The following is a 25,842-nucleotide window of genomic DNA, read 5'->3' as shown; positions in this document are numbered from 1 at the left end:
CGCCCCTCACCGCTCCAGCAGCCAGCGCACCAGGGTCACCCCGGGACCGGCCGGGCAGAACACCGCACGCACCGGTGCACCGATCCGCAGCCGCCCCGGATCGACCGAGTCCAGCGGGGCGTCCGGACCGCTCACCACATTCCCCACCAGCCGGATCTGCGGCGCGTCCGCAAGCTCGACCACGACGGCGTTGTACGGGGCCTGCGCGGCGTACGCGGGCAGCAGTGGCGGATGCGGCAGTACGTAGGACCAGATGCGGCCGCGTCCGCTCATCGGCCGCCACTCGCTCTCGAAGGACTGGCAGTGCGGGCAGCACGGCCGGGGCGGGAAGCGGAGCCGTCCGCACTCCTGGGCGGCGCACGCCTGGACGCGGAGTTCGCCGCGGGCCACGTACTCCCAGAAGGGGGCGCCGTCCTCGTCCACGACGGGCAGCAGCAGGGCATCCATCCCGGTCAACTCCTCAACTCCTCAGCAGTACGGCGGATGTGGGCACGCCCTCGCCGGCGGTGACCAGGCACGTCCCGGCGTCCGGGACCTGGGCGGTGGAGACGCCGCGCAGCTGCTTGACGCCCTCGTTGATCAGGTTGAAGCCGTGCACATACGCCTCGCTGAGCCCGCCGCCCCCGGTGTTGATGGGCAGCCGCCCGCCGCTCTCCAGCGCCCCGCCCTCGGTGAACGCGGCGCCCTCGCCGCGCCCGCAGAAGCCGTAGCCCTCCAGGGAGAGCGGGATGAGCGGGGTGAACGCGTCGTAGATCTGCGCGACATCGACATCGTCCGGGCCGAAGTCGGCCTGCTTCCACAGCTGCCGGGCGGCCGTCCAGGCGGGTCCGCTGAGCGGGTCGTCGTTCCAGTAATTGATCATCCCGTGGTGCTGGGCGGGCAGCCCCTGGGCGACGGAGTGGATGTAGACGGGCTTCTGCCGGCAGTCCCGGGCCCGCTCGGCGGAGACGATGACGCAGGCCAGCGCCCCGTCCGTCTCCAGGCAGTTGTCGAAGAGGCAGAGCGGCTCGCTGATCCACCGTGAGGTCATATACATGTCGCGGGTCAGCGGCCGCTCGTACATCACCGCGTCCGGGTTCTGGTTGGCGCGGTTGCGGCAGGCGAGGGCGACGTTGAAGAGGTGGTCGCGGGTCGCCCCGTACTCGTGCATGTACCGCCGGGCCAGCATCCCGATCTCGTCGGCCGGCCGCAGCAGCCCGTACGGGCGGGTCCACTGGGCGGGGGTGGGCAGTTGCACCGCGGTGTTCTTCCAGGGCCGGGGCCCCGACCCCCGCTTGCGCGACCGCCAGGCGACCCCGACGCTCGCCTGCCCCGTCGCCACGGCGGCGGCGAGGTGCGCGATCGTCGCGCAGGAGCCGCCGCCGCCGTACCCCACCTTGCTGAAGAAGGTGACGTCGCCCGCCCCGACGGCCTTGGCGATCTCGACCTCGTCGGTCTCCTCCATCGTGTACGAGGCGAACGCGTCCACCTCCGACGCGGCGATGCCCGCGTCGTCGAGCGCCGCGACGATGGCCCGGCAGGCCAAGGTCTTCTCGGACTCCGGCAGTTGTTTCGCGAAGGCCGTCTGCCCTATGCCGGCTATCGCCGTCGCGTCCTTGAGTGCCGTCACCGCCACCTCCCAGGCCGTCATGACTGCTGACAGCGGCTGAGGCTACAGCTAATCTGACGGATAGTCAGCTACTGCGTCAGGGAGGCGAACGATGCGCGGCGACGAGGAGTGGGGCAGCATCCCGAAGCTGGTCCGGGCGGCGGCGCGGCGGTACGGGGACCGGGAGGCGGTCGTCGAGGGCCGCACCCGGATCTCGTACGCCGGACTCGGCGAGCGCGTGGAGCGGGCCGCCGCCGCGTGCATGGCCTCGGGCGTCGAGCCGGGGGACCGGGTCGCGGTCTGGGCCCCGAACACCCTGGACTGGATCGTCTCCGCGCTGGGGGCGGTGACGGCCGGCGCGGTCCTCGTCCCCCTCAACACCCGCTTCAAGGGCAGCGAAGCGGCGTACATCCTGCAACGCAGCCGGGCGAAACTCCTCTTCGTCACGGGCACCTTCCTCGGCACCTCGTACGTGGCGTCGCTGCGCCGGGCGGATGCCGAACTCCCCTGCCTGGAGAAGGTGGTGGTGCTGGCGGACGCCGCCCCCGACGACTACGTCACCTGGAAGGACTTCCTGGCGGCGGGGGAGGGGGTGTCCGGTGCGGCGGTACGGTCCCGGGCCGACGCGATCGCCCCCTCGGCCCCTTCCGACATCATCTACACCTCGGGCACCACGGGCCGGCCCAAGGGAGCCGTCATCACCCATGCCCAGACCCTGCGCTGCTACGCGATCTGGAGCGAGCTGGCGGATCTGCGCGAGGGCGACCGCTACCTGATCGTGAACCCGTTCTTCCACACCTTCGGCTACAAGGCGGGCATCATCGCCTGCCTGATGCGGGGCGCGACGATGGTCCCGCAACCGGTCTTCAACGTGGACACGGTCCTGGCCAACATCGCCGCCGAACGCATCTCGGTGCTGCCCGGCCCGCCCACCCTCCACCAGTCCCTCCTGGACCACCCGGCGCGCTCCGCCCACGATCTCTCCGCCCTCCGCCTGGTGGTGACGGGCGCGGCGGTGGTCCCGCTGAAACTGGTGGAACGCCTGCGCACCGAGCTCCACATCGCCACCGTCCTCACCGCGTACGGCCTCTCCGAGGCGAGCGGCATCGTCACGATGTGCCGCCGCGGCGACCCCGCCGAGACGATCGCCTCGACGTCCGGCCGGGCGATCCCGGACACCGAGGTCTGCGTCCTGGCCGACCCCGGCATGCCCGGCGAGGTGCTGGTCCGCGGCTTCCACGTGATGCAGGGGTACTTCGAGGACCCGGAGACCACGGCCACCGCGATCAGCCCCGACGGCTGGCTCCGCACCGGCGACGTGGGCGTCCTCGACGAGACGGGCAACCTGCGGATCACCGACCGGATCAAGGACATGTTCATCGTCGGCGGCTTCAACGCGTACCCGGCCGAGATAGAACAGCTCCTCGGCCTGCACCCGGACGTGGCCGACGTCGCGGTGATCGGCATCCCCGACCCCCGCCTCGGCGAGGTGGGCAAGGCGTACGCGGTGCGGCGGCCGGGCGCGACGGTGACGGCCGACGACCTGATCGCCTGGTCCCGCCGCGAGATGGCGAACTACAAGGTCCCCAGGGCGGTGGAGTTCGTGACCGAGCTGCCGCGCAACGCGAGCGGCAAGGTGGTGAAGGGGGAGCTGCGGAGGCGGGGGTAGCAGTCGCCGTCTCCCGGACGGGGCACTGCCCGGCCGTCACGGTCGGCCCGCACCTGTGGCGCCGCAACGCCCTGCTCGGCATCCTCGGGGGGCACCGTCGTCCATGTCGCCCTGGCCAGTAGCGTCTTCGCTCGTTGAGCCCCACCCGTCACCGGAGCGAGGAAACACGCGTTGAACACCGGCAGCTACTACGAGCCCATCGACGAGCACCGCTACAAGCCCACCGCCCACGCGGGCGGTGCCTGGGACACCGACGAGCAGCACTTCAGCCCGCTCGGCGGCCTCATCGTCCACGCCATCGACCGCCACCTGGCCGCGCGCCCGGACAGCGGCCCGGACAGCGGGCCGGTCCTGTCCCGGATCAGCTTCGACATCCTCGGGCGGCTCGCCCTCGACGAGTGCGAGATCCGGGTCGAGACCCTCCGGCCCGGCCGCACCATCGAACTGCTCGAAGCCGTCGCCCTGATCGCCGGCCGACCCGTCGTACGCGCCCGCGCCTGGCTCCTCGCCCCCGGCGACACCACCGCCGTCGCCGGAGGCGCCGAGGGCCGGCTCACCCCTCCCCAGGCGCTCAAGTCCTGGCAGATGAGCGACGTCTGGCCCGGCGGCTACATCGCCTCCCTCGACGTCCGCCCGCTCGCCGAACCGCAGCCGGGCCGCACGACCGCCTGGATCTCCACACCCCTCGACCTCGTCGCCGGGCAGACCGCGAGCCCCCTCGCGTCCTACATCGCGCTCGTCGACACCGCCAACGGCATCGCCGTACGCGAGTCGCCGACCGCCTGGATGTTCCCCAACGTCGACCTGACCATCCACCTCCACCGCCGGCCCGGGGGCCGCTGGACCGGACTCGACACCACGGTGACCTTCGGCCCCACCGGCCAGGGCATCACCAGCACCGTCCTGCACGACGCGGAGGGGCCGGTCGGCCACGCCCAGCAGATCCTCACCGTCCGCCCCTTGTGACCACCGGCCCCGCCCGGGGTGTGTCAGCGCGTAGGCGAACGCGGAGAGGGGCACGAGCCATTGGCTCGTGCCCCTCGGACGTACAGCGGCCGCGACGGCTCCCCCTCCGCGCCGCCGCGGCCGCTCCCCCGTCGAGTGACGTTCAGGCCTTCTCGGAACCCGCGTGGTTCTCCTGCGTCTTGAGGAGGTCCTTCGGCGTGCTGCCGGCGTGGTTCTCCAGAGTCGTGATGTCCTCGGCCACACTGCCGGCGTGGTTCTCCAGCGGCTTCACGGCGCTGCCACCGCTGCTCGGGCTGCCGGCGTGATTCTCCTGAGTGGTGGCGCCACCGGTCTTCGGCTTCAGTGCGTCGCTCATGCCTGTCAACTCCCAGAGATCTTGCTTGCTCGGTCGGCGATGCCCGTCCGGCGACTCCCCCGTGGGACGCCGGACGGGCATGTCAGGGCCGTTCACCCTAGCGGTGTGGTCCCCCGTGCGACCCGCCTGCCCCCCGACGCGACGGATCGATGGGCTAAGACTGACGAGTGGCGATAAACGTTCGATGAACGCCGGCGGCTCTCTGCCGGTTCCGGTCGGTCTCAGGCTGCACTGATCGGGCTGAGGAGTGCCCGGACCTTGTCCGCCTCCGCAGCTCCGAACTGCTCGTGGATGCCAAGTGCTTCGGTCCAGCATGCGTGGGCCCGGTCGATCTGACCGAGGCTTTCGAGGGCGCGTCCCAAGGTGATCAAAACGTTGCCTCGCATCCATTCGCCTCCGATGACACGCAGAGCCAGGGCCTGCTCCGCGTGCTGAGCCGCCTGCGCGGGGCGTTCGTCGGCCAGGTGTGCCTCAGCCATCCGGAAGTGGGTCGAGCCTTCCCAGAGCCGCTGCCGGTTGCCCCGGAACACGCGCAGCGCTTCGTTGAGCTCCTCCAGGGCCTCGGCGGGCCTTCCGGCCTGGGTGAGCGCGATGCCCAGCGCGAAGCGGCCGTTGGCCGTACGGAGGCTGAGTCCCATTCCGTCGAAGATGGCTGTGCCCTGCTGGGCGAGCTCGACCGCGCTGGCCGTGCGGTCCATGTTCACGTGGATGCGCGAGAGATTGCACAGCGCGGATGCCTCACCGACCAGGTTTCCGTCCGCGCGGTAGTTGTCTATGGCCGCCTGCAGGAACTTTTCGCCCTCTTCGTGCCTGCCCTGGTAGAACGCGATGATGCCGCGATCATTGGGTGCCCAGCACGCGGGGATCGGGTCCTTGGTGCTCTCCGCCAGATCCATTGCGTGCCGTGCCTCCTCGTCGGCCAGCGTGAAACGGCCGGAGACGAGGTAGACGGTGGACAGCGAGGCACGGGCCCGCGCCTCGGAGCGAGGGTCGGCGGCGGCCCGCGCCGCGTCACGCAGGGCCGCGCCGGTGGTTTCGTACTGGCGGGAGTTGGCGCCCGACTCGGCGAGGTCCTTGGCGGCGCAGAGCAGGTCGACGGCTCGCTGAAGCATTCCGTTCGACGCGCTCTGATGGGCGCAGGCGAGCAGTGAATCGGCCTCGCTGTACAGCCAGTCCACGGCTTGCGGTCCGTCCGTGAATTCGAGCCCCGGGTGCTCGGTGGCCACCAGGTGGGCAACGGCGCGGTCCCCCGGCCGCTCCAGCGCGTACACCCCCGCCGCCGTCGCCAGATAGAAGTCCAGCAGCCGCGACAACGCCGCCTCCCGCTCCTCCTGGGGCTCCTCGTCGCGTTCGGCGCACGAACGTGCGTAGAGGCGCACGAGGTCGTGGTAGCGGTAGCGGCCGGGGGCGGCCGATTCCAGGAGGCTGGTGTCCACCAGGGCCTCCAGGAGGTCCTCCGCCGCGTGGGTCTCCAGGTTGAGCACGGCCGCCGCCGCGGCGAGGGAGATGTCGGGGCCGTCGGCCAGGCCCAGGAGGCGGAAGGCGCGGGCCTGGGCGGGCTCCAGCTGGCCGTAGCCGAGTTCGAAGGTGGCCTTCACCGCGAGGTCGCCCGCCTGGAGTTCGTCCAGGCGGCGGCGTTCGTCGGCGAGCTTGGCGGCCAGGACGGAGACCGTCCAGGTGCGGCGGGCGGCCAGGCGGGAGGCGGCGATGCGGATGGCCAGGGGGAGGAAGCCGCAGGCGGCGACCACGTCCAGGGCGGCCTTGCGCTCGGAGTTGATGCGTTCCTCGCCCGCGATGCGGGTGAAGAGCTGGAGCGCCTCCTCGGGGGACATCACGTCCAGGTCGACCAGATGTGAACCGGCCAGGTCGACCATCCGGACGCGGCTGGTGATCAGCGCCGCGCAGCCCGCCGTGCCGGGGAGCAGGGGGCGGACCTGCGCCGCGTCGTGGGCGTTGTCGAGGAGGACCAGGATGCGGCGGCCGTCGAGCGTGGAGCGGTACAGGGCGGCGCGTTCGTCCAGGGAGTCGGGGATCGCCGAGTCCGCTGTGCCCAGCGCGCGCAGGAACGCGCCGAGGACCGTCTCCGGCTCGGCGGCCCGTGCGCCCGCGCCCTGGAGGTCCATGTACAGCTGGCCGTCCGGGAAGTGCTGGCGTGCCTGATGGGCGACGTGCACGGCGAGGGTGGTCTTGCCGACGCCGCCGATGCCGGCCAGCGCCGAGACGGCCATCACCGAACCCTCGGCGGTCGCCAGCCGGTCGCTCAGGTCGCGTACGAAGGAGGCGCGGCCGGTGAAGTCCGGGACGGTGGCCGGGAGCTGGGCGGGGCGCACCGGCGCGGGGGCCGGGGCCGGTTCGTCCGCGGGGCGGGCGAGTTCCTCGTCGGCCCGCAGGATGCGCTGCTGGAGCTGGGCGAGCTCGGGGCGCGGGTCGACGCCCAGTTCGTCGGCGAGCAGCCGGCGGGTGTCGGCGTAGACGGCCAGCGCCTCGGCCTGCCGGCCGCTGCGGTACAGGGCGACCATCAGGAGTTCGCGCAGCCGTTCGCGCAGCGGGTGCGCGGCGGTGAGCGCGGTCAGCTCGGAGACCGCCTCCGCGTGGCAGCCGACCTCCAGGTCCAGGTCGAGGCGGGACTCGGTGAGCTGGAGCCGCCATTCCTCCAGCCGGGTGCGCTGGTTCTCGGCGTACGGTCCGGGCACGGAGGCCAGGGCCTCGCCGTCCCACAGCACGAGCGCCTCGTTGAGGAGGGTCCGGGCCTGGCAGCGGTCGCCGGACGCGCGGGCCTTGTCCGCGTCGGCCGCCAGCTCCTGGGCCACCGTCACGTCGAGGGTGTCGTGGCCGGCCCGGATCGCGTACCCGCCGGCGTCGCTGACCAGCGTCTGCGGGTCGAGGACCTTGCGGAGGCGGGAGGCGTACGTACGGATGGTGGCGAGCGCCTGCGAGGGCGGTTCGTCGCCCCAGATGGCGTCGATGAGTTCGGCGGCGGTGGCCGTGCGGCCGCCGCGCAGGAGCAGCGCCGCCAGCAGGGCCCGCTGCTGCGGCGAACCGGACGGCAGCGCCTCGCCGTCCCGCCATGCCCGTACCGGACCGAGCACGGAAAAACGCAGATCGACGTTGCCCGCCGACCGCTGTTGCGGAGCGCGCTGCTCCGGAACGCGTACGTGTGACCCGTGGTCACGGTCCATTGCTGCCCCCTGTCCTGCTCGCCCCGCCGGTGTCGCCCATCGTGCTGTCTCTGCCTGCCTGGATATGCCCGCCCGTGTGCCGGTCCGGGGCGGGTGGATCCGGATTGCTCGGTACCGCTGGTATCGCGCTCAACAGTCTGCCTTGTCTTGGGCGGACACGTCAGCAGTGGGTGACTCTCTGCACAAGCCCTCGACAACGATTGCGGAACGGGGTCCGGTCGAGATTGCTGACGGTTCGTCAGATCGGCGCTAACGTGGAGAACATGGAGACCTTCCCGAAGATCATCTCGGTGGACGACCACACGGTGGAGCCCGCTCATGTCTGGCGGGACCGGCTCCCGTCCAAGTACCTCGACCGCGGCCCGCGGATCGTCCGTGCGCCGCTCAAGGAAATGACCTTCATGGGCGGGAAGTTCGCGCCCGTGATGGGTGCGAAGGGTGACGACGGGCCGATCGGCGACTGGTGGGTGTACGAGGACCTGCACCGTCCGCTCACCCGGCTCGACACCGCGGTCGGCTACGACCGGGACGAGATCAAGCTGGAGATCATCACGTACGAGCAGATGCGCCCGGGCTCGTTCTCGGTGCCCGAGCGCCTCGCCGACATGGACGTCAACCACGTCCAGTCCGCGCTCTGCTTCCCCACCTTCCCGCGCTTCTGCGGCCAGACCTTCACCGAAGCGAAGGACCGCGAGCTGGGGCTGCTCGGAGTGCGCGCGTACAACGACTGGATGGTCGAGGAGTGGTGCGGGCCCGAGGCGAGGGGCCGGCTCATACCGCTCACCCTGATCCCGCTCTGGGACGCACAACTGGCCGCCGACGAGGTCCGGCGCAATGCGGCGCGCGGCGTGCGCGCGGTGGCGTTCTCCGAGATACCCCCGCACCTCGGACTGCCGTCGATTCACACGGACGAGTGGGATCCCTTCCTGCGGGCCTGTGACGAGACGGGGACGGTGATCGCGATGCACATCGGCTCGTCCTCGAAGATGCCGTCCACCTCGGCCGACGCCCCGCCCGCCGTCGGATCCACCATCACCTTCGCCAACTGCTGCTTCTCGATGGTCGACTGGCTGATGAGCGGCAAGTTCGAACGGTTCCCGAACCTCCGGATCATGTACGCGGAGGGCCAGATCGGGTGGATCCCGTACATCCTCGAACGCGCCGACGTGGTCTGGGAGGAGAACCGGGGCTGGGGCGGCGTCGCCGACAAGGTCCACCGCCCGCCGTCGGAGCTGTTCGCCGAGCACGTCTACGGCTGCTTCTTCGACGACGCCTTCGGGCTGAAGAACCTGGACTCGATCGGCGTCGGGAACGTCCTGTACGAGACGGACTACCCGCACTCCGACTCCACCTGGCCCAAGTCGCGCGAGGTCGGCGAGGCGCAGATGGGGCATCTGGACGCCGATGTGGTGGACCGGATCGTGCGCCGCAACGCGATCGACCTGCTGGGGCTGACGGACGACGGGCTGTGGTCAGGACCCGGCGGAGGGCACTAGGGAGCGGAGAAGAACGTGACACTTCAGGCAACGAGTGTCACGTTCTTCTCCACCCATAGCTGTCCGGAGCGGGTCAGACCTTGATGACCGGCTCCTGAAGCTCCGTCACCCACTTGTCCCGGTCCTCGGGGCACTCCAGGCTGATCTCGCGCGCGTACCCCGCGGACCGGTAGCCGTTGGCGTCGATCCAGCGGGCCAGGGCCTGGGACGTCGGCAGCACGCCGTCCATCGGACCCCGGTGGACGACGGTCGCCGCCTCGAACGGGGGCAGCTCGACCACCGTGATCCCGGTGTCGCCCAGCGGGCCCACCGGGGCGGACACCGTGACCCCCGCGTGGACGACGACCGCGCCGCCTTCCGGGGCATCCTCGTAGTACGCGATCCCCGGCCCGCTCGGACCGACGCCCGCCTCGTCCAGCAGCGGGAACAGCCGGTCGTACAGCGGGCCGATCACCGGAGTGATGTCCTCCGGTTCGTAGCTCGCCGCGGTGCCGGCCAGCTCGGCGACCCGTACGGCGGCGACATTCTTGACGACGACATCGTCCATGGACATGCGTCCCTCGCTCTCGATCGACCGGAGCCTCGCCTCGACCTGCGCCAGCCGTGCGGCCGCCGCCCTCATGGCCTCCTCCAGCTCCGCCTGACGCAGCCGCAGCATCCCGCGCAGCTCCTCCGGCCCCACCTGCTCGTCGAGGATGGCCTGCACCTGCTGGAGCGTGAAGCCGAGATCCTTGAGGGCGATGATGCGGTTGAGGCGGGCGAGTTGGGCGGCGCCGTAGAAGCGGTAGCCGGTGGCGGGGTCGGTGCGGTCGGGGTGCAGCAGCCCGATGGCGTCGTAGTGACGCAGCATCCGGGCCGACACCCGCCCGTACCTGGCGAAGTCTCCGATGGTGAACATGATGTCTCCCAGCGCACCCCTTCACACGGTGTCAAGGTCAAGCGCCGCCGCCCTGCGGCCGGGCAGCGGAGAATAAGGAGGGGTATCGGAAGCGGGCACCGGAAAGGGGGAGCGCGGCGAGAGAGGAGGCCTTGGCAGGGGCATCGGACGGAAAAGGGGGGAACGGAAAAGGCAGGAGCCCCGTTCCCCGCCGAGGCGGAGGAGCGGGGCTCCTTGGGTACTACTAGCCGGCCGCGATCGGCCGACCCGGGCAACTAGGCCGGGGTGACGTTCTCAGCCTGCGGACCCTTGGGTCCCTGAGTGACGTCGAAGTTCACGACCTGGTTCTCCTCGAGGGAGCGGAACCCGGACGCGTTGATCGCGGAGTAGTGGACGAAGACATCCGGGCCGCCGCCGTCCTGGGCGATGAAGCCGAAGCCCTTTTCAGCGTTGAACCACTTGACGGTTCCGGTAGCCATAAGCCCTCCTTGGGCCAAAGGGTTGCCCTGCTCCAGAACCTGCAAAGAAGTCTGAAAACTACAAAAGCCTGCGGGTTACATGCTCCGCAGGCTCTGTACTGCAAGGGAAACCAAACTGCAACTTGCGTCGAGCCTAGCACGCAGCATGTATCGAACGGTAGAGGGAAAGATCACTTCACCCGGATGTTTGATTGCTGTGCTCATCGGCTGACGAAGTGGGCGTACCGGAGGGTGTTGCTAAGGCGACTTCCAGGGGTACGGAGGGCGCCTTCGGGGTGCTCCGTAAGCGGTTCCGGACGGGGCCGGGGCGGCATCCGCGTTTCCGCGCGGTGGGACGTGGGCTCCGGGGAGTGAGACCGGGTGCGCCCCGCGCCCCCGGTGCCGTACGGATCGCGCCACGGGTCTAGCCTCGCGATGTGGACAATTCAACCGTCTCAACCGTCGCAGGCGACGGCCGTCGCAGCAGGCCGCGCGTCGGCCACATCCAGTTCCTGAACTGCCTTCCCCTGTACTGGGGTCTGGCACGCACCGGGACCCTGCTCGACCTGGAGCTCTCGAAGGACACCCCGGAGAAGCTCAGCGAGCAGTTGATCGGAGGCGATCTGGACATCGGCCCCGTCACGCTCGTGGAGTTCCTGCGCAACGCCGACGACCTGGTCGCCTTCCCCGACATCGCGGTGGGCTGCGACGGGCCCGTCATGTCCTGCGTGATCGTGTCGCAGGTGCCGCTGGACCAGCTGGACCGGGCCCGGGTGGCGCTCGGCTCGACCTCGCGCACCTCCGTACGCCTGGCCCAGCTGTTGCTTGCCGAGCGGTACGGGGTCGGCCCGGACTACTACACCTGCCCGCCGGACCTCGGTCTGATGATGCAGGAGGCGGACGCCGCCGTGCTGATCGGCGACGCCGCGCTGCGCGCCAACCTCCACGACGCGCCGCGGCTCGGCCTTCAGGTCCACGACCTGGGACAGATGTGGAAGGAGTGGACCGGGCTGCCGTTCGTCTTCGCGGTCTGGGCGGCCCGCAAGGACTACCTGGCGCGCCGGCCCGACCAGGTGGCCAAGGTGCACGAGGCGTTCCTGGCCTCGCGGGACCTCTCCCTGGAGGAGGTCACCAAGGTCGCGGAGCAGGCGGCGCGCTGGGAGGCCTTCGACTCGGAGGTGCTGGAGCGGTACTTCACGACCCTGGACTTCCGCTTCGGCCCGGACCAGCTGGCGGGCGTGCAGGAGTTCGCGCGCCGGGTCGGTCCGACGACCGGCTTCCCGGCGGACGTGAAGGTCGAGCTGCTCGGCGGCTGACCGTGAGGCGGGGCGGGGGTTGCCCGGGATATGCGGGATGGACCCGGGATATGCGGGATATAGGTGAATCCTGTACTTCTCCGGACGGGGCTTCTCCGGGCTCTTATCCCTCCCTCCCCTTCTCCGGCCTTCCCCGGCATCTTCCGTTCCTTCTCCCGGTTTCCGCCGGTCCGGCCTCGATTCGGGTTATTACGTGTCGAATAGCCGATTCCCGGATGGTGCCCGCGGTGTGCCCCGGCCGGTACCAGGAATCGCTCGGGTGAACGACACATTCACGCCTTTTGTTGTGTCGAAAGCTGTTGTTCGTTCCGTTAGGAGCGAAATAGGCGGATGGTTTCCTCTGTGACCCGATGACCTTCGCCCCCTAGGCTTCGGTCGGAGGTCAGGCCGGTCCACAGGGGGAGTCCATATGCAGCCGCTGGAAGCCGGCGAACCGCTGAGCATCGGTGCCTACCGATTGCTCGGCAGGCTCGGTGCGGGCGGCATGGGCCGGGTCTATCTGGGGCGCAGCGCCGGCGGGCGCACCGTCGCGGTCAAGGTCGTGCACCCGCATTTCGCTCTCGACGAGCAGTTCCGTGCGCGCTTCCGCCGCGAAGTGGACGCGGCGCGGCGGATCGGCGCGCAATGGACGGCCCCCGTTCTGGACGCCGACCCGGATGCGCCCATTCCCTGGGTCGCCACCGGCTACGTGGCCGGCCCTCCGCTCTCCGCCGCGGTCGCCGAGCACGGGCCGCTGCCCGAGAACGCGGTACGGACGCTGGGCGCCGGACTCGGCGAGGCGCTGGCCGCGGTGCACGAGCAGGGCGTCATCCACCGCGATGTGAAGCCGTCCAACGTACTGCTGGCTCTGGACGGCCCCCGGCTGATCGACTTCGGGATCGCGCACGCCATCGGCGCCACCGCCTCGCTCACCTCCACCGGGGTCTCGGTCGGCTCGCCCGGCTACATGGCGCCGGAGCAGATCCGGGGTACCGACATCTCGGGTGCGGCCGATGTCTTCTCGCTCGGCGCGGTGCTCGCGTACGCGGCGACCGGTACCTCTCCCTTCCTCGGCGACTCCTCGGCCGTACTCCTCTACAAGGTGGTGCACGAGGAGCCCGAGCTGGGGGAGTTGGAGGGGGACCTGCGGGAGCTCGTCGCCGGGTGCCTGGAGAAGGAGCCCGAGGACCGGCCCACGCCGATGGAGCTGGCCCGGCGGCTGGCGCCGGGCGGGGCCGCCGCGCTGGTGGCGGCCGGCTGGCTGCCCGGACCGCTGGTGCGCGAGGTCAGCCAGGCGGCGGTCGCGCTGCTGGACCTGGAGCCACAGGACGCGCCGGTGCAGTCGGGGCCGGTGCCGTTCAGCAGCGCGGCGTGGAGTGCGGGCGGCGCCGACGGTGCATACGGCCGGAACGACGCCAGTGGCGCGAACGGGGCCGGGGGCGTGGGCGGCGGGTTCGGGACGCCGGCCGAGCCCTTCCCCACGCACGACCCGACCCGGCTGTCCCACCCGGGCGTACTGCCCTCGTGGCCCGCGCCCGCGGGCGCGGCCCAGTCGGCCAGGACATCGGGGGCGTCCGGGCCGCCGTCGCGGACCGACACGTCCGGGCTGCCCGGACAACGCGCGTCCGACCCCCATTTCTCCGTCACCGTCAGCGCGGACTCCGGCCCGGCCCGGCCGGATGCGGACCGGGGCCGGAGGCTGAGCTGCACCGTCGCCCTCGCGGTGGCGGGTGCGCTCGCCGCCGTGACCGTGGGCGGCGCGTTCATCTTCGACCTGATGCCGGGCGGCGGCGGCCGGAACAACGCCGATCACGGCAATGTCGGCAGCACCCCGCCCGATGCCGCGACGTCCGGCCGGCCGTCGCAGCCCACGGACTCGGGCACGGGGAGCCCGGAGCAGATCACCGAGCTCCCGAAGGAGTTCATCGGCACCTGGAAGGGCCCGGTCACCGAGAAGACCACCGGGCAGCCGCACGGCACGCTCACCGCCGTCTTCACCGCAGGGAAGAAGGGCACGGACGTGGTCCGGATGAACACCGAGGTCACCAGCCTCGGGGTCACCGTCAGCTGCAACAGCGTCGCCAGCCTCACCTCCGGCACCGCCGAGGAAGTGACCCTCCACGAACGCGTCGACCCGGACCGGCCCAGCACCCCGGCCCTGTGCACCTCCACCACCACCGACGTCCACTTCACCCGGGCCGCCGACGGCACCCTGCGTTTCCGGTCCGAGGAGCGGGGCGCGGGTCTGCCGTACGGCACGCTGAGCCGGTCCGGCGGCTGACCCCGCAAGGGGCTGGCGTACGCTGAACCGTCCGTCGATCCGTTGAAGAACCGCCGAAAGGTGACAGCCCGGTGACCGAGAAGGCCGACCTTCAGCCCATCCTCGACCGAGCCGCCGAGGGCGGTCGGATCTCTCCGGAGGAGGCGCTGGACCTCTACCGCTCGGCCCCGCTGCACGCACTGGGGGCGGCCGCCGACGCCGTACGACGCCGCCGTTACGCCGGTACGGAGCACATCGCGACGTACATCATCGAGCGCAACATCAACTACACGAACGTCTGTGTCACGGCCTGCAAGTTCTGCGCCTTCTACGCCGCACCGAAGGACACCGCCAAGGGCTGGTCCCGCGACCTCGACGACATCCTGCGCCGCTGCGCGGAGACCGTCGAACTCGGCGGTACGCAGATCATGTTCCAGGGCGGGCACCACCCGGACTACGGCGTCGAGTACTACGAGGAGCACTTCTCCGCGATCAAGAAGGCGTTCCCGCAGCTGGTCATCCACTCGCTGGGCGCCTCCGAGGTCGAGCACATGGCCCGGATCTCCGAGGTCTCCGTCGACGAGGCCATCCAGCGCATCCACGCCGCCGGTCTCGACTCCTTCGCGGGAGCCGGCGCCGAGCTGCTGCCGGCCCGGCCGCGTACCGCGATCGCTCCGCTCAAGGAGTCCGGCGAGCGCTGGCTGGAGATCATGGAGATCGCCCACCGGCTCGGTGTCGAGTCCACCTCCACCATGCTGATGGGCACCGGCGAGACCAACGCCGAGCGCATCGAGCACCTGCGGATGATCCGCGACGTGCAGGACCGCACCGGCGGCTTCCGCGCCTTCATCCCGTACACGTACCAGCCCGAGAACAACAAGCTGAAGGGCCGCACGCAGGCCACGCTCTTCGAGTACCTGCGGATGATCGCCATCGCCCGGATCTTCCTCGACAACGTCGCCCACATCCAGGGCTCCTGGCTGACCACCGGCAAGGAGGTCGGCCAGCTTTCGCTGCACTACGGCGCCGACGACCTCGGCTCGATCATGCTGGAGGAGAACGTCGTCTCCTCGGCCGGTGCCAAGCACCGTTCCAACCGCCTGGAGATCATCGACCTGATCCGCAAGGCGGACCGGGTGCCGGCCCAGCGCGCCACCACGTACGAGCACCTCGTCGTGCACGACGACCCGGCGAACGACCCGGTCGACGAGCGCGTGGTCTCGCACATCTCGTCCACCGCCATCGAGGGCGGCACGGCGCACCCGGAGCTGAAGCTCCTCAACGCCAACTGAGGCCGACCGGTAATCGGGGGGTGGGAGAAGGAGCGGGGCTGGGTGCGTGCGGCTGCAAGGCGGAGGATTGAGCCATGGTGATTGACGACAACGCGGCAGACGCGCGTGCCCGGCCCCGCGACGCCGCCCCCCGATTGCCGGTCGGTCTGAGGCCGCTTTGCTGACCGTTCATGCCGCGCCGCTGGTTCTTCCGGTCGGCGCGGCTGCCGTTGCGCAGGGTGCGGTGGCCGTGGAGGGCGACCGGATCGTCGCGCTCGGACCGTACGACGAGGTCGTGGCCGCCCACCCCACGGCCCGGGTCCGCACATGGCCGGGCGTCATCACGCCGGGACTGCGGCAGTGGCACGGGCTGTGGCTGCTCACCCGCTGCTACCACCCCGACCCGCGAGAGGCGGACGCGCTCGGCGACCAGCCGCTGTGGGGCGAGGCGTTCGAGCGGCTGGTCGGTGAGATGGACGCGACGCGGCGGGCGGGCAGCGTACGGCGCGGGCTGCAGCAGATGCTGCGGTACGGCACGACGCACCTCGCGGGCCGCTTCCACGACCCGGCCGTCCGCACCGCCGTCGCCCGCTCGGGTATGACGGAGGTCTCGGTCGTCGGCGCCCCCGGCATCCTGGTCGGCGAACCGAGCCTGGACCCGTTCGTGGAGGGGTATGACCTGCCCGGTTCCGTGCACGGCCCGCTCACCGTCGGCGGCCGCGCCGACCTCGCCGTCTTCGACGTACCCGATGAGGCGGCGCTGTGCGCGGCGGGGGCGGGGCGGTGCGTGGCCACGGTGCTGGGCGGGCGGCTGGTGCACCGGCGCCGCTAGGGCGCGTTTCGAATGTCCCGCCTGCCCCGCGGGCGGACGGTCCCGGAATCCGGGCACCCGTGTTGTCACAACACGGACGGGCCGCGTATGTATGTGCCTGCGGCTGTGTACGGCCACGCATTGGCGACGCACCCCTTCAGCCCGTCGATCTGCTGCATCATCGCGGGCGCGTGGCGTCCGGGTCCCGGGCAGGTCTCATGGCCGTGGCCCAGCCAGTGGCCGACCTCGTGATTGATGATCAGCGCCCGGTACTCGGCCAGCGGGCCGTCGAACTGCGGCGACCCCCGCATCCACCGCTTCAGGTTCACCACGACCGTGGTGCCGACTCGGCAGTTGACCTCGCCGTGTGTGTTCAGCCCGTACGCCCCGCAGAGCCGGTCGACGGTGTCCGGTGTCGCGATCCGGATCACCAGACCGGCCGGGCCCGAGTCGACCTGCCGGAACGCGTCGCGCCCGGTGCGGGTCCAACCGCGCGGGTCGCCGAACACCTCGGAGACCGCGGCCGCGGCGGGGCGTGTGGCCAGACCGGTGCCCCGCTCCACCTCGACGCGGTAGCGGTGGACCGTGCCGGTGCCATGGCTGCCGGTGCGCGCAGCGGCGGCGGTGACGAACGTACCGGAGCCATGTCCGGGCACGGACCCGCGCGAGGTCCGGGACTCGTCCGCCCGCTTCCTCGGCTCGGGCCTCTTCTTCGCCCTGCGTTCCTTCCCGGCGTCGGAGGCGGCACCCGAGGCGGAAGGGAGCGGACGGCCGGGCACGGAGCGGGAGTCGGGCCCGGGGGCCGGGGACGACGACACCGCCGCCCGGTCCGACGGGGCGTCCGCCACCGTGGACGCCCCGTCACCGCCGCCCCACGGCCCCCACACCAGCGCCCCGCAGAGCAGCGCACCCGGTACCAGCAGGGCGCCCATCACCCGTATCCGGGTCCGTCGGCGACGGGCCCGCCGGGTTGCAGCACGACCACGGCCCCGCCCCCGGCGGCCCCGTTCCTCACCCGCCATGGACGGACTCCCGCTTCGGCTCCATCGGGAACGCGTCCGCGTACCGCACGAGGCGCAGGAAGCGGGCGTCCCGGGCGACGTGGAGCAGCTGGTCGGCGTTGACCGGCGCCGAGACCATGGCGGATTCGTCGCCGTCGGCCGAGAGGACGACGGTGCTGTCCTTGAAAGGGAAGCGGACACTGACGCCGACGATGTCCTTCCCGCCCTTCGAACTCCCGACCGCGGTGACGGTGCGGGCCACGATGCCGTCCGGCAGCGCCGCCTCCTCGCACCGGTACCTCTTCTTCGGGCCGTAGTGGCACGGCTCCTGTGCCGGGCTGCCGGACGCGTCGCCGGTGGGCTGTACGGAGAGGACGACGGGGAAGACATGCCCCCCGGACCCGCCCTGGTACTCGCTGACGGCCAGGTCGACCGGGCGTACCGTGCCGAACGCCGCAGGAAGCAGCTCGTCCAGCACGGCCGCCGCCTTCTGCTGGAACTTTTCCTGCCGCCCGCGCTCGGTCGCGGGCAGGTCGGCCATGGACGACTCGCCCGGAGTGGGCTCGATGTGGACGGGCGTACGTGACGGCCCGGGGGGCGAGGAGGGTGAGGGGGGTGGCGTCGAGAAGACGGTCGTGGGCCTGGCGGGCATGGGGGACGGGGTCCCGTGCCCCGTGCTCGGTACGGGTGAGGGCGCCCCGACCCGCGCGGTGCCCTCACCCGTACCGGTGCCCGTACCCCAGGACGGCAGCGTCACGCCGAGCACTCCGAGCGCCACCACTCCCACCATCCAGCCGCCGATCGCCGCCCGCGCCCTGGTGCGGCGCCTGCGGCCCTCGGCCAGGGCGACCGGCACCAGGTCCGGCAGCGGTGGCGCACCCTCGGCCGCCTCCGCCATGGCCTCCCTCATCAGCCGGGCCTCGCTCTCCTGCGGCGCACCTTCCGGAAACATGTCCATGACGTTCTCCTCAGCTGCGGGTGGTGTAGAGGTGCGGGTCGCCCAGCCGCGTACGAAGCGTGGCGAGCGAGCGTGAGCACTGACTCTTGACGGTGGACTCGCTGCAGCGCAGCAACTCGGCGACCGTCTGCACGCCCAGGTCCTCCCAGTAGCGCAGGACGACCATCGCCCGGGCGCGGGGCGGCAGTTCGGCGAGCGCGGTCAGCAGCGTCACCGTCAGCTCGGGGGCCACCGCGGAGGGCTGGGCGTCGACATGGCTGTGGGCCAGGAAGTCGCGGAGCCGGCGCCGGCGCTCGGCGAGATACGTCCGGGTGAGGACGGTGCGCGCATAGGCTGCGGGATGGTCGGCTTTGCTCGCCCGGTGCCAGTACTGGAAGAGCTTGGCCAGTGTCGTCTGGGTCAGATCGCGGGCGCTCTCCGCATCGCCGCACAGCAGATATGCGGTCCGGTACAGACGCCGTTGGTTCGCCCGGGCGAACTCCTCGAACCCGGTGGAGTCCCGGCTGCCGTCTGCGGTCATCTGTCCCCCTCTCCGGGGTCTCGGTGGTCTCTCACCTCTGTACTGAGTAATGCCGTGGCCAAAAGGTTGAAGCCGAGTTCCGGAACTGATGAGGTTTCTCGGATGTGGTCGCAACCTCGGGGGGTCTCGCACGTCTGGTGGGTTGAAGGCGCCTTTCAGCTGTCGTTCCAGACCGTGTTTCCGTCACTTCCTCAGGAGAGCCCCATGTCTACGCACACCAAGTGGAACCACCGTCTCCGCCCCCGGGTCCTGGGTACCGTCACCGGTGTCGTGCTGCTGCTGGGCGGCGGCTTCGCCGTGCAGGCCGTCGCCGACTCCGGCGTGAAGCCGGCCCCCGCCGCGCCGAAGGTCACCACGCCCGGGGACGCAGCCCCGCAGACCGTGTCGAAGCCCGTCGGCTCGAAGCCCGCCGGTACCCCGAAGGTCGTCGAGGCGGGCAAGCAGGCCGACGCGGGCAAGCCCGGCACCGCGCCCGTCCCGGCCGAAGCGCCCCGGGTGATCAAGCCGGGCAGCGGAGCCCAGAAGTAGCGGCAGCGGCAGCACCACGGGGCGGGCCGGCCTCTCCGCAGGCCCGCCCGCCCCTCCTGCAACGGATCGAGGTCCATGCAGTACGCCATCCCCACAGCGCCGCCCTGGTGGTCCCGTCTGTTCTCCCGCATGCCCCGGACCGAGGATGCGCCGGAATGGGGACATCGTCTGCGGCTCGGTACGCCGTACGACGACGAGCCGCCGCCCACGCTGACCGAGCTGTACCAGGCGCGGCGACTCGACATGGTGCGGCTCGCGCTCTTCCTGGTGGACGATCTGCACACCGCCGAGGACGTCGTCCAGGACGCCTTCGCCGCAGTCTGCCGCTCGCACGGCACTTCGCTGGACGGGCTCCGGGACCCCGGGGCCTACCTGCACACAGCCGTGGTCAACGCGGCCCGCTCCGTGCTGCGCAGACGTCGCACCGCCCGTGCCTACACCCCGCCCCACCAGGGTTATGGGCCGCCCGTCGACGAGGGGCTGCTGCTTGCCGAGGAGCACCGTCAAGTTCTCGACGCAATGGCACAATTGACGCAGCGTCAGCGAGAGGTACTGGTGCTGCGCTACTGGTCGGAGCTGACCGAGGCGCAGATCGCGCAGACGCTCGGGCTGTCGCGCGGCACGGTGAAGTCCACCGCGAGCCGCGCGCTGGATGTCCTGGAGAAGAAGCTGGGGGCGGGCCCATGAAGCCGAACGCCGAAGACCGCCGACTTGCGACCGAGGACCGGCTGCGTGCCGCGCTGGCCGCCCGCGCCGCGCTCGTCACGCACCGCGACCTGCGCCGCGACGCACCCCCGCAGGGACGCAGTTGGGGAGTGCACCGGGTGCGCAGGATGGCCTTCGCCGCGCTCGGTGTGGCTGCCGCCGTGGTGACCGTGTGCCTGCTGGTGCTGCTGCCCGACAGCCCGCTGGACCCGGCTCCGGTGCCGCCCGCCAGCACCCCGGGCATCGATGAACCGCTGCCGGCCACATCTCCGCGCCCGGTCGGCCCGTCCGGTCCGGACCCCAGTGTGACCAGCCGGTCATAGATCACGTCCGGATCGCGGCCGGTACGGCATAAGCGCCCGCCCGGCGACGCCTTCGGTGCTCCCGGTGGCTCCGTGCCCCCTTCCGTACCGACTGCGGGTGGCCCGGATTGGTTCAGTCCACCCGGGCCCGACTCGCGACCGGCGCGGAGCGGCGCGGACCGGGCTGCTTGAATGGATGGGTGACCCGAGCCTCCCTGGAAAAGCAGCCGCACGAAGTCGCCACGATGTTCGACGACGTGGCGGCGAACTACGACCTCACCAACGACGTGCTGTCACTCGGCCAGGCCCGGCTGTGGCGCAAGGAGGTCGCGAAGGCGGTGCACGCCCGGCCCGCGGAGAAGATCCTCGACCTGGCCGCGGGCACCGCGACGTCGTCGCTGCCGTTCGCCGCGACGGGCGCGTACGTCGTGCCGTGCGACTTCTCCCTCGGCATGCTCCGGGAGGGCAAGAAGCGCCACTCCTGGCTGCCCTTCACCGCGGGCGACGCCACCCGGCTGCCGTTCCGCGACGAGACCTTCGACGCGGTGACGATCTCCTTCGGGCTGCGCAACGTCCAGGACACGGACGCGGCGCTGCGCGAGCTGCACCGGGTGACCAAGCCGGGCGGCCGGGTGGTGATCTGCGAGTTCTCGCAGCCGACCTGGGCACCGTTCCGCACCGTCTACACCGAGTACCTGATGCGGGCGCTGCCGCCGGTCGCGCGTGCGGTGTCGTCCAACCCCGACGCGTACGTCTACCTCGCCGAGTCCATCCGCGCCTGGCCCGACCAGCCCGGGCTCGCGGCCGCGCTCCAGCGGGCCGGCTGGTCGAAGGTCGCCTGGCGCGACCTCACCGGCGGTGTGGTGGCGCTGCACCGGGGCGTGCGTCCCTGAGACAACGGTTCGGTGACTTCCGCCGACGGGAACCGGGCGGCCGGGAAGATGTGTCCGTTGAAGCGCACATGTCTTTCCCGACCTCCCCGGACCACTTCCCGTCCCCGTTTCTGTCGCCGGAGCCCGCATGCCGTTGTACTGCCCCTTCTGTGGAACACAGGCCCCGGACGGGGCGCGCTTCTGTATGAAGTGCGGGCGCGAACGTCCGACCGTGGAGATGGCACCGGAGGCCGGGACGGCGCGGCCCGCCCCGCCCTCCGTCCCGCCCGTGGCCCCGCCGCCGATGCCGCACGCCGCGCCGCCGCTGCCCGGTCCGGCGGTTCCGTCGCCACTCGGCGCGTTCCTGGGGCGGACCTTCCGCGGCGACTGGGCGGGTTCGGTGAAGGCCGCCGCCTGGCCCAGCGGGCTGATCCTCGCCCTCGCGGTGGCGCTCGCCATTCCCTCGTACGGGCAGGGCGACGACATCGTCGTCGGCTGGAGCGACCGGCTGCGGATCGCGCTGGCGATGCTGCTCCAGGCGTTCGGCGGCGGTTTCGAGCTGCGGTCCACGGGCCCGGGCGGCGGTGATTTCGGCGGCAGCGGTTTCGACGACGGCGGGTACGACTTCGACGGGGGCATGTCGCAGGGCGGCGCCTCGCTCTCCGTGGTCCCGCTGACCGTCACCGTGCTGTGGGTGGGCGCGCTGATCCTGGGCGCCCGCAGGGCCCGTGCGCAGGGCGGCGGGCTGGAGGCGGCGGTACGGATCAGCCTGGTGGCCTCCGCCGCCGTCCTGGTCCTCGGGCTGTTCGCGCAGCCCGATGTCGCGGGTGTGTCGGTCTCGTCCGCACCTCTGCTCGCCACGCTCGGGGCGCTGGTCATCGCGCTGCTCGTCACCGGCGGCGTACTCCAGCGCGATGCCTCGGCCCAGTGGCTGGCCGCGCGGCCGGCGGCGCTCACCGCGGTCCGGGCGGCGGGCACGGCGGTACGGGCACTCGGCGCCGTGCTCCTGCTGTGCGCTCTGGTCGGGTACATCGCGTACGCCGACGCCGACGGCGTGGACGGCGAGTCCATGCTGATCGCACTGCCGCTGCTGCCGAACATCGCACTGACGGTGCTCGGGCTGAGCTGGGGCGCCCCGGTCGAGTACGACGTGCGCGGGCAGGTCAGCTTCTTCGGCTCGGGCATGGAGCACGGCGGCTTCGGGCTGTCCGAACTGGGCGAGGTGCTGAACGGCTGGGCGGTGGCCGGAGCTCTGGCCCTCGGCGCCGTCTGCGCGCTGGCGATCGGGATCCACGCCGCGCGGCGCTCGGCGGACCGGCGTGAACAGGCCACCGCGGGCGCTCTGTTCCTCGCGTTGTTCCTGGTGCTGAGCGGGATCAGCGGGGTTTCCACGGAGCTGGCGGGCGGCTTCGAGGACATGGGTGGCCAGGGCACGGCCGAACTCGCGACGAGCGTGTCGGACGCGCTGCTGTTCGGGCTGTTGTGGGTGGGCGGCGCGGTGCTCGTGGCGCCGTATCTGCTGCGCCTGCCGGGGCGGACCGCGCAGACGCCGGTGCCGCCGCTGCCCGGTGCGGCTCCGGCGGCTCCGGCCCAGGCCCCGTACGACCCGACGGCCTCGGCCCCCACCGCGGTCGTCCCGGCACCGACGGCCACCCCGCCGACGCAGACTCCGGCTCAGGCTCAGGCTCCGACGCCGACGCCGACGCCGACGCCGACGCCGACTCCGGCTCAGGCGCCGACGCCGACGCCGACGCCGACGCCGACTCCGGCTCAGGCGCCGACGCCGACTCCGACGCCGACTCCGGCTCAGGCGCCGACGCCGACTCCGGCTCCGACGCCGACTCCGTACGACGCGTCCCCCTACGACCCGCAGACCGCCCGCCTGACCGCCGCGCCCACGGTTCCTCAGGCCTCCCTGTCCTCCCCGGCCGGTGGCCGCAGGCGCTCCGCCCTCGTCTGGACCGGCACCCTCGTCGCGGCGCTGCTCGTCGGCGGCGGCGCGACCGCGGGGGTCCTGGCCCTGACGGACGGCCGGAGCGGCGACGGAGCGGCCACGGACGACAAGCCCACCACCGAGGCCCGGAGCAGTCGGGCGCCGACCGACGAACCGACCTCGTCCCCCGATCCGTCCCCGTCCGGCAGCCCGGCCCCCACCGCTTCCGCCACCCCCTCCGCCCCCACCGTCCCCGAGGGCTTCCGGCTCGTCTCCGACACCGCCGGCTTCTCCTTCGCCGTCCCCACGGTCTGGGACCGGCGCAGCGAGGAGAACCACCAGATCACCTACGCGGGCTCCACCGGCCGGGCCGCACTCAAGGTCGGCGTCATCCGCAACGCCCCGTACACCTCGTACGAGAACTTCGTGACGCTGGAGCACACCGCCGACGCGAACCAGAAGAACTACCGACGGCTGGAGCTGACGGCCAACACCTTCCAGGGGCGGCCGGGCGCGATCTGGGAGTACACCTACGAGGACCGGGAGAGCGGCGAGACGATCCACGCGATCGACCAGAGCTACATCGCGGACGACGGCACCGAGTACGCCGTCTACACCACCGAACGCGACACCGAATGGCCCGGCGCCCGGCGGATCTTCGACACCGCCCTGTCCACCTGGATGCTCAACGACATCGACTGACGCGCGCGTTCACGGCGTCAGGGCCAGCCGGAAGCAGACCACCTCCTGGCCCGTCCTCGGCGTCGTGAAGCTCTCCGCCCGCTCCATCCCCAGCCGCCGGGCCACCGCCAGGGACCGTTCGTTCGCCGCGTCGATCGTCGCCACCACCCGCTCCACCCCGGCCGCGCGCAGCCGCTCCAGCGTGAGGCGCGCGGCGGCGGTGGCGTAACCCCGGCCCCAGGCGGTCCGGGCCAGCCGCCAGCCGATCTCGATCTCGCCGACCGGCCCGTAATCGGTCCGCGGCCACGGCTGGGCGCCCGTGAAGCCGGCCACCTCGCCGTCCTCGCCCAGCACCGTCCACAGGCAGTAGCCGAGTTCGGCGTCGAGCCGGCGCTGCCGGGCGGTCCACTCCTCGTACATCGAGAGCTCCTCCGACGCACCGCCGAAGAACTCCATCACCTCGGGGTCGTCGAAGGCGCGGTGCCAGGAGAGCGCGTCCTCGTCGATCGGGACGCGCAGCTGTACGGAGGGAGCGCCGGGAAGCACGGTCGACATCTGGGAGCCCTTCGAAAGTCGATCAGCGAACCCCCCTAGACTGCATGGGACAGGTGCCGCGCGGCACGCGATTTCGAGTCTTCGGGAGATCCGACCGTGACCGAGCAGCCCCTCTCCGAACACAGCGCGGATGTGATCGTCGTCGGGGCAGGCCCGGCCGGCTCCACGACCGCGTACTACCTCGCCAAGGCCGGACTGGACGTTCTGCTCCTGGAGAAGACGGCCTTCCCCCGCGAGAAGGTCTGCGGCGACGGCCTCACCCCGCGCGCCACCAAGCAGCTCGTCTCCATGGGCATCGACATCTCCGAAGAGGCCGGCTGGCTGCGCAACAAGGGCCTGCGCATCATCGGCGGCGGCGTCCGCCTCCAGCTGGACTGGCCCGATCTCGCCTCGTACCCGGACTACGGACTGGTCCGCAAGCGCGACGACTTCGACGAGCAGCTGGCCCGCCAGGCGCAGAAGGCGGGCGCGCGGCTGTACGAGCGCTGCAATGTCGGCGCCCCGATCGTCGACGACCGCACCGGCCGCATCACCGGCGTCAACGCGAAGCTCGGCGAGGAGAAGACCCCGGTCACCTTCCACGCCCCGCTCGTCGTCGCCGCCGACGGCAACTCCACCCGGCTTTCGCTCGCCATGGGCCTGCACCGCCGCGAGGACCGCCCGATGGGCGTGGCCGTGCGCACGTACTTCACCTCGCCCCGCCACGACGACGACTACCTGGAGTCCTGGCTGGAGCTGTGGGACCGGCGCGGCCCCCAGGACCGGCTGCTGCCCGGCTACGGCTGGATCTTCGGCATGGGCGACGGCACGTCCAACGTCGGCCTCGGCATCCTCAACTCCTCCTCCGCGTTCAAGGAGCTGGACTGGCGCGAGGTCCTCAAGGCGTGGTGCGCCTCGATGCCGGAGGACTGGGGCTACACCCCGGAGAACATGACGACGCCGATCCGCGGCGCCGCCCTCCCGATGGCCTTCAACCGCCAGCCGCACTACACCAAGGGCCTCCTGCTCGTCGGTGACGCGGGCGGCATGGTCAACCCGTTCAACGGCGAAGGCATCGCGTACGCCATGGAGTCGGGCCAGATCGCCGCGGACGTCATCGTCCAGGCCCACGCCCGCGCGACCCCGGCCCAGCGCGAACTGGCGCTGAACAACTACCCGAAGGTGCTCAAGGAGACCTACGGCGGTTACTACACGATGGGCCGCGCCTTCGTGAAGCTGATCGGCAACCCCAAGGTCATGAAGGTCGCCACCCAGCGCGGCCTGACGCACCCGCTGCTGATGAAGTTCACCCTGAAGATGCTCGCCAACCTCACCGACCCCACGGGCGGCGACGCGATGGACCGCATCATCAACGGGCTGTCCAAGGTGGCTCCGAAGGCCTGATCGTCCCGGACGGGTCGGCTCCCGCCCTGCCGGGGCGCCGCTCGGCGTGGTCGTCGGTCGCCCGGTTCCCGCCGGGTGTCTCCGGCGGGACGGGGGCGGATCCACCGGATGGTCAGCCGGTGGCCGGGATCCACAACTTCTGTCTTCGGGCGCTCAGTTGTGCGCCGAACGGACCGTCC

The 25,842-nt window shown here is 71.6% G+C and carries 23 protein-coding genes and 1 pseudogene; 14 read left to right on the top strand and 10 right to left on the bottom strand.

Features of this window, described 5'->3' with window-relative positions:
* Window positions 1–6: 6 nt before the first annotated feature.
* Window positions 7–447 carry a Zn-ribbon domain-containing OB-fold protein gene (locus tag BT364_RS15100; RefSeq protein WP_177328134.1) on the bottom strand — a complete coding sequence of 147 codons (441 nt, stop codon included), beginning with the start codon at window positions 445–447 and terminating at the stop codon, window positions 7–9.
* Between the two features lie 13 nt (window positions 448–460).
* Window positions 461–1,609, bottom strand: a complete 1,149-nt coding sequence (locus BT364_RS15095; RefSeq protein ID WP_107408240.1) for a lipid-transfer protein — start codon at window positions 1,607–1,609, stop codon at window positions 461–463.
* 91 nt (window positions 1,610–1,700) lie between these two features.
* On the opposite strand from BT364_RS15095, the gene BT364_RS15090 reads away from it, so the two are divergent.
* Entirely contained in the window at window positions 1,701–3,257 is a 1,557-nt protein-coding gene (locus BT364_RS15090; protein WP_072485657.1) for a FadD3 family acyl-CoA ligase, read from the top strand.
* A 171-nt stretch (window positions 3,258–3,428) separates the two neighbouring features.
* Window positions 3,429–4,223 (top strand): thioesterase family protein, encoded by a 795-nt coding sequence (locus BT364_RS15085; RefSeq protein WP_072485656.1) that lies wholly within the window; start codon window positions 3,429–3,431, stop codon window positions 4,221–4,223.
* 142 nt (window positions 4,224–4,365) lie between these two features.
* On the opposite strand, the gene BT364_RS15080 is transcribed toward BT364_RS15085, so the two are convergent.
* Window positions 4,366–4,578, bottom strand: coding sequence for a hypothetical protein (locus tag BT364_RS15080; RefSeq protein WP_072485655.1), 213 nt, complete (start codon window positions 4,576–4,578; stop codon window positions 4,366–4,368).
* Between the two features lie 221 nt (window positions 4,579–4,799).
* Window positions 4,800–7,757 carry an SARP-family global regulator AfsR gene (locus tag BT364_RS15075; RefSeq protein WP_072485654.1) on the bottom strand — a complete coding sequence of 986 codons (2,958 nt, stop codon included), beginning with the start codon at window positions 7,755–7,757 and terminating at the stop codon, window positions 4,800–4,802.
* A gap of 263 nt (window positions 7,758–8,020) precedes the next feature.
* Here BT364_RS15075 and BT364_RS15070 point away from each other — a divergent pair, with 263 nt between their 5' ends.
* Window positions 8,021–9,253 carry an amidohydrolase family protein gene (locus BT364_RS15070; protein WP_072485653.1) on the top strand — a complete coding sequence of 411 codons (1,233 nt, stop codon included), beginning with the start codon at window positions 8,021–8,023 and terminating at the stop codon, window positions 9,251–9,253.
* 73 nt (window positions 9,254–9,326) lie between these two features.
* Here BT364_RS15070 and BT364_RS15065 read toward each other — a convergent pair whose 3' ends face one another.
* On the bottom strand, window positions 9,327–10,151 hold the full coding sequence (locus BT364_RS15065; RefSeq protein WP_072485652.1) for a MerR family transcriptional regulator: 825 nt from the start codon (window positions 10,149–10,151) through the stop codon (window positions 9,327–9,329).
* Between the two features lie 254 nt (window positions 10,152–10,405).
* The gene (locus BT364_RS15060) at window positions 10,406–10,609 is read right to left on the bottom strand and encodes a cold-shock protein (protein WP_003967102.1); all 204 of its coding nucleotides are present in this window, start codon (window positions 10,607–10,609) and stop codon (window positions 10,406–10,408) included.
* Window positions 10,610–11,025: 416 nt separating this feature from the next.
* Between BT364_RS15060 and BT364_RS15055 the strand changes: the two genes are divergently transcribed.
* From BT364_RS15055 to BT364_RS15040, 4 genes are all read left to right on the top strand, one after another.
* Entirely contained in the window at window positions 11,026–11,904 is an 879-nt protein-coding gene (locus tag BT364_RS15055; protein WP_072485651.1) for a menaquinone biosynthetic enzyme MqnA/MqnD family protein, read from the top strand.
* A 409-nt stretch (window positions 11,905–12,313) separates the two neighbouring features.
* Window positions 12,314–14,164 (top strand): serine/threonine-protein kinase, encoded by a 1,851-nt coding sequence (locus BT364_RS15050; RefSeq protein ID WP_072485650.1) that lies wholly within the window; start codon window positions 12,314–12,316, stop codon window positions 14,162–14,164.
* A gap of 71 nt (window positions 14,165–14,235) precedes the next feature.
* Window positions 14,236–15,435, top strand: a complete 1,200-nt coding sequence (gene mqnC / locus BT364_RS15045) for a cyclic dehypoxanthinyl futalosine synthase (RefSeq protein WP_072485649.1) — start codon at window positions 14,236–14,238, stop codon at window positions 15,433–15,435.
* Window positions 15,436–15,592: 157 nt separating this feature from the next.
* The gene (locus tag BT364_RS15040) at window positions 15,593–16,246 is read left to right on the top strand and encodes an imidazolonepropionase-like domain-containing protein (protein WP_072485648.1); all 654 of its coding nucleotides are present in this window, start codon (window positions 15,593–15,595) and stop codon (window positions 16,244–16,246) included.
* Window positions 16,247–16,311: 65 nt separating this feature from the next.
* On the opposite strand, the gene BT364_RS15035 is transcribed toward BT364_RS15040, so the two are convergent.
* From BT364_RS15035 to BT364_RS15025, 3 genes are all read right to left on the bottom strand, one after another.
* Window positions 16,312–17,157 (bottom strand): DUF3152 domain-containing protein, encoded by an 846-nt coding sequence (locus BT364_RS15035; RefSeq protein ID WP_256259785.1) that lies wholly within the window; start codon window positions 17,155–17,157, stop codon window positions 16,312–16,314.
* A 79-nt stretch (window positions 17,158–17,236) separates the two neighbouring features.
* Window positions 17,237–18,184: a hypothetical protein gene (locus BT364_RS43945; protein ID WP_072485646.1), complete on the bottom strand. Its 948-nt coding sequence runs from the start codon at window positions 18,182–18,184 to the stop codon at window positions 17,237–17,239.
* A gap of 10 nt (window positions 18,185–18,194) precedes the next feature.
* Window positions 18,195–18,704, bottom strand: coding sequence for a SigE family RNA polymerase sigma factor (locus BT364_RS15025; RefSeq protein ID WP_072485645.1), 510 nt, complete (start codon window positions 18,702–18,704; stop codon window positions 18,195–18,197).
* Between the two features lie 204 nt (window positions 18,705–18,908).
* Here BT364_RS15025 and BT364_RS15020 point away from each other — a divergent pair, with 204 nt between their 5' ends.
* The 6 genes and pseudogenes from BT364_RS15020 (at window position 18,909) to BT364_RS40095 (ending at window position 23,746) form a co-directional block, all read left to right on the top strand.
* Complete coding sequence (locus tag BT364_RS15020; RefSeq protein ID WP_072485644.1) at window positions 18,909–19,232, top strand: hypothetical protein; 324 nt, start codon at window positions 18,909–18,911, stop codon at window positions 19,230–19,232.
* Window positions 19,233–19,307: 75 nt separating this feature from the next.
* Window positions 19,308–19,919: an RNA polymerase sigma factor gene (locus tag BT364_RS15015; protein ID WP_072485643.1), complete on the top strand. Its 612-nt coding sequence runs from the start codon at window positions 19,308–19,310 to the stop codon at window positions 19,917–19,919.
* Entirely contained in the window at window positions 19,916–20,260 is a 345-nt protein-coding gene (locus BT364_RS15010; RefSeq protein ID WP_072485642.1) for a hypothetical protein, read from the top strand. Before BT364_RS15015 ends, BT364_RS15010 begins: the two co-directional genes overlap by 4 nt.
* A 179-nt stretch (window positions 20,261–20,439) precedes the next feature.
* Window positions 20,440–21,132: a demethylmenaquinone methyltransferase gene (locus BT364_RS15005; RefSeq protein WP_072485641.1), complete on the top strand. Its 693-nt coding sequence runs from the start codon at window positions 20,440–20,442 to the stop codon at window positions 21,130–21,132.
* A 127-nt stretch (window positions 21,133–21,259) separates the two neighbouring features.
* Window positions 21,260–21,328: pseudogene (locus tag BT364_RS44195) on the top strand (zinc-ribbon domain-containing protein); the annotation flags it as partial.
* Between the two features lie 15 nt (window positions 21,329–21,343).
* A complete protein-coding gene (locus BT364_RS40095) occupies window positions 21,344–23,746 on the top strand; it encodes a hypothetical protein (RefSeq protein ID WP_256259784.1) in 2,403 nt (800 codons plus the stop codon).
* 9 nt (window positions 23,747–23,755) lie between these two features.
* On the opposite strand, the gene BT364_RS14995 is transcribed toward BT364_RS40095, so the two are convergent.
* On the bottom strand, window positions 23,756–24,280 hold the full coding sequence (locus BT364_RS14995; RefSeq protein WP_072485639.1) for a GNAT family N-acetyltransferase: 525 nt from the start codon (window positions 24,278–24,280) through the stop codon (window positions 23,756–23,758).
* A gap of 96 nt (window positions 24,281–24,376) precedes the next feature.
* On the opposite strand from BT364_RS14995, the gene BT364_RS14990 reads away from it, so the two are divergent.
* Window positions 24,377–25,663, top strand: a complete 1,287-nt coding sequence (locus BT364_RS14990) for a geranylgeranyl reductase family protein (protein WP_072485638.1) — start codon at window positions 24,377–24,379, stop codon at window positions 25,661–25,663.
* The last annotated feature ends 179 nt before the right edge of the window (window positions 25,664–25,842 follow it).

Source organism: Streptomyces atratus, assembly GCF_900119365.1.
In the GTDB taxonomy this organism is placed as follows: Bacteria; Actinomycetota; Actinomycetes; order Streptomycetales; family Streptomycetaceae; genus Streptomyces; species Streptomyces atratus_B.
The sequence above is the reverse complement of the archived record's forward strand: the minus strand, read 5'-3'. Positions and strand labels throughout refer to the sequence as shown.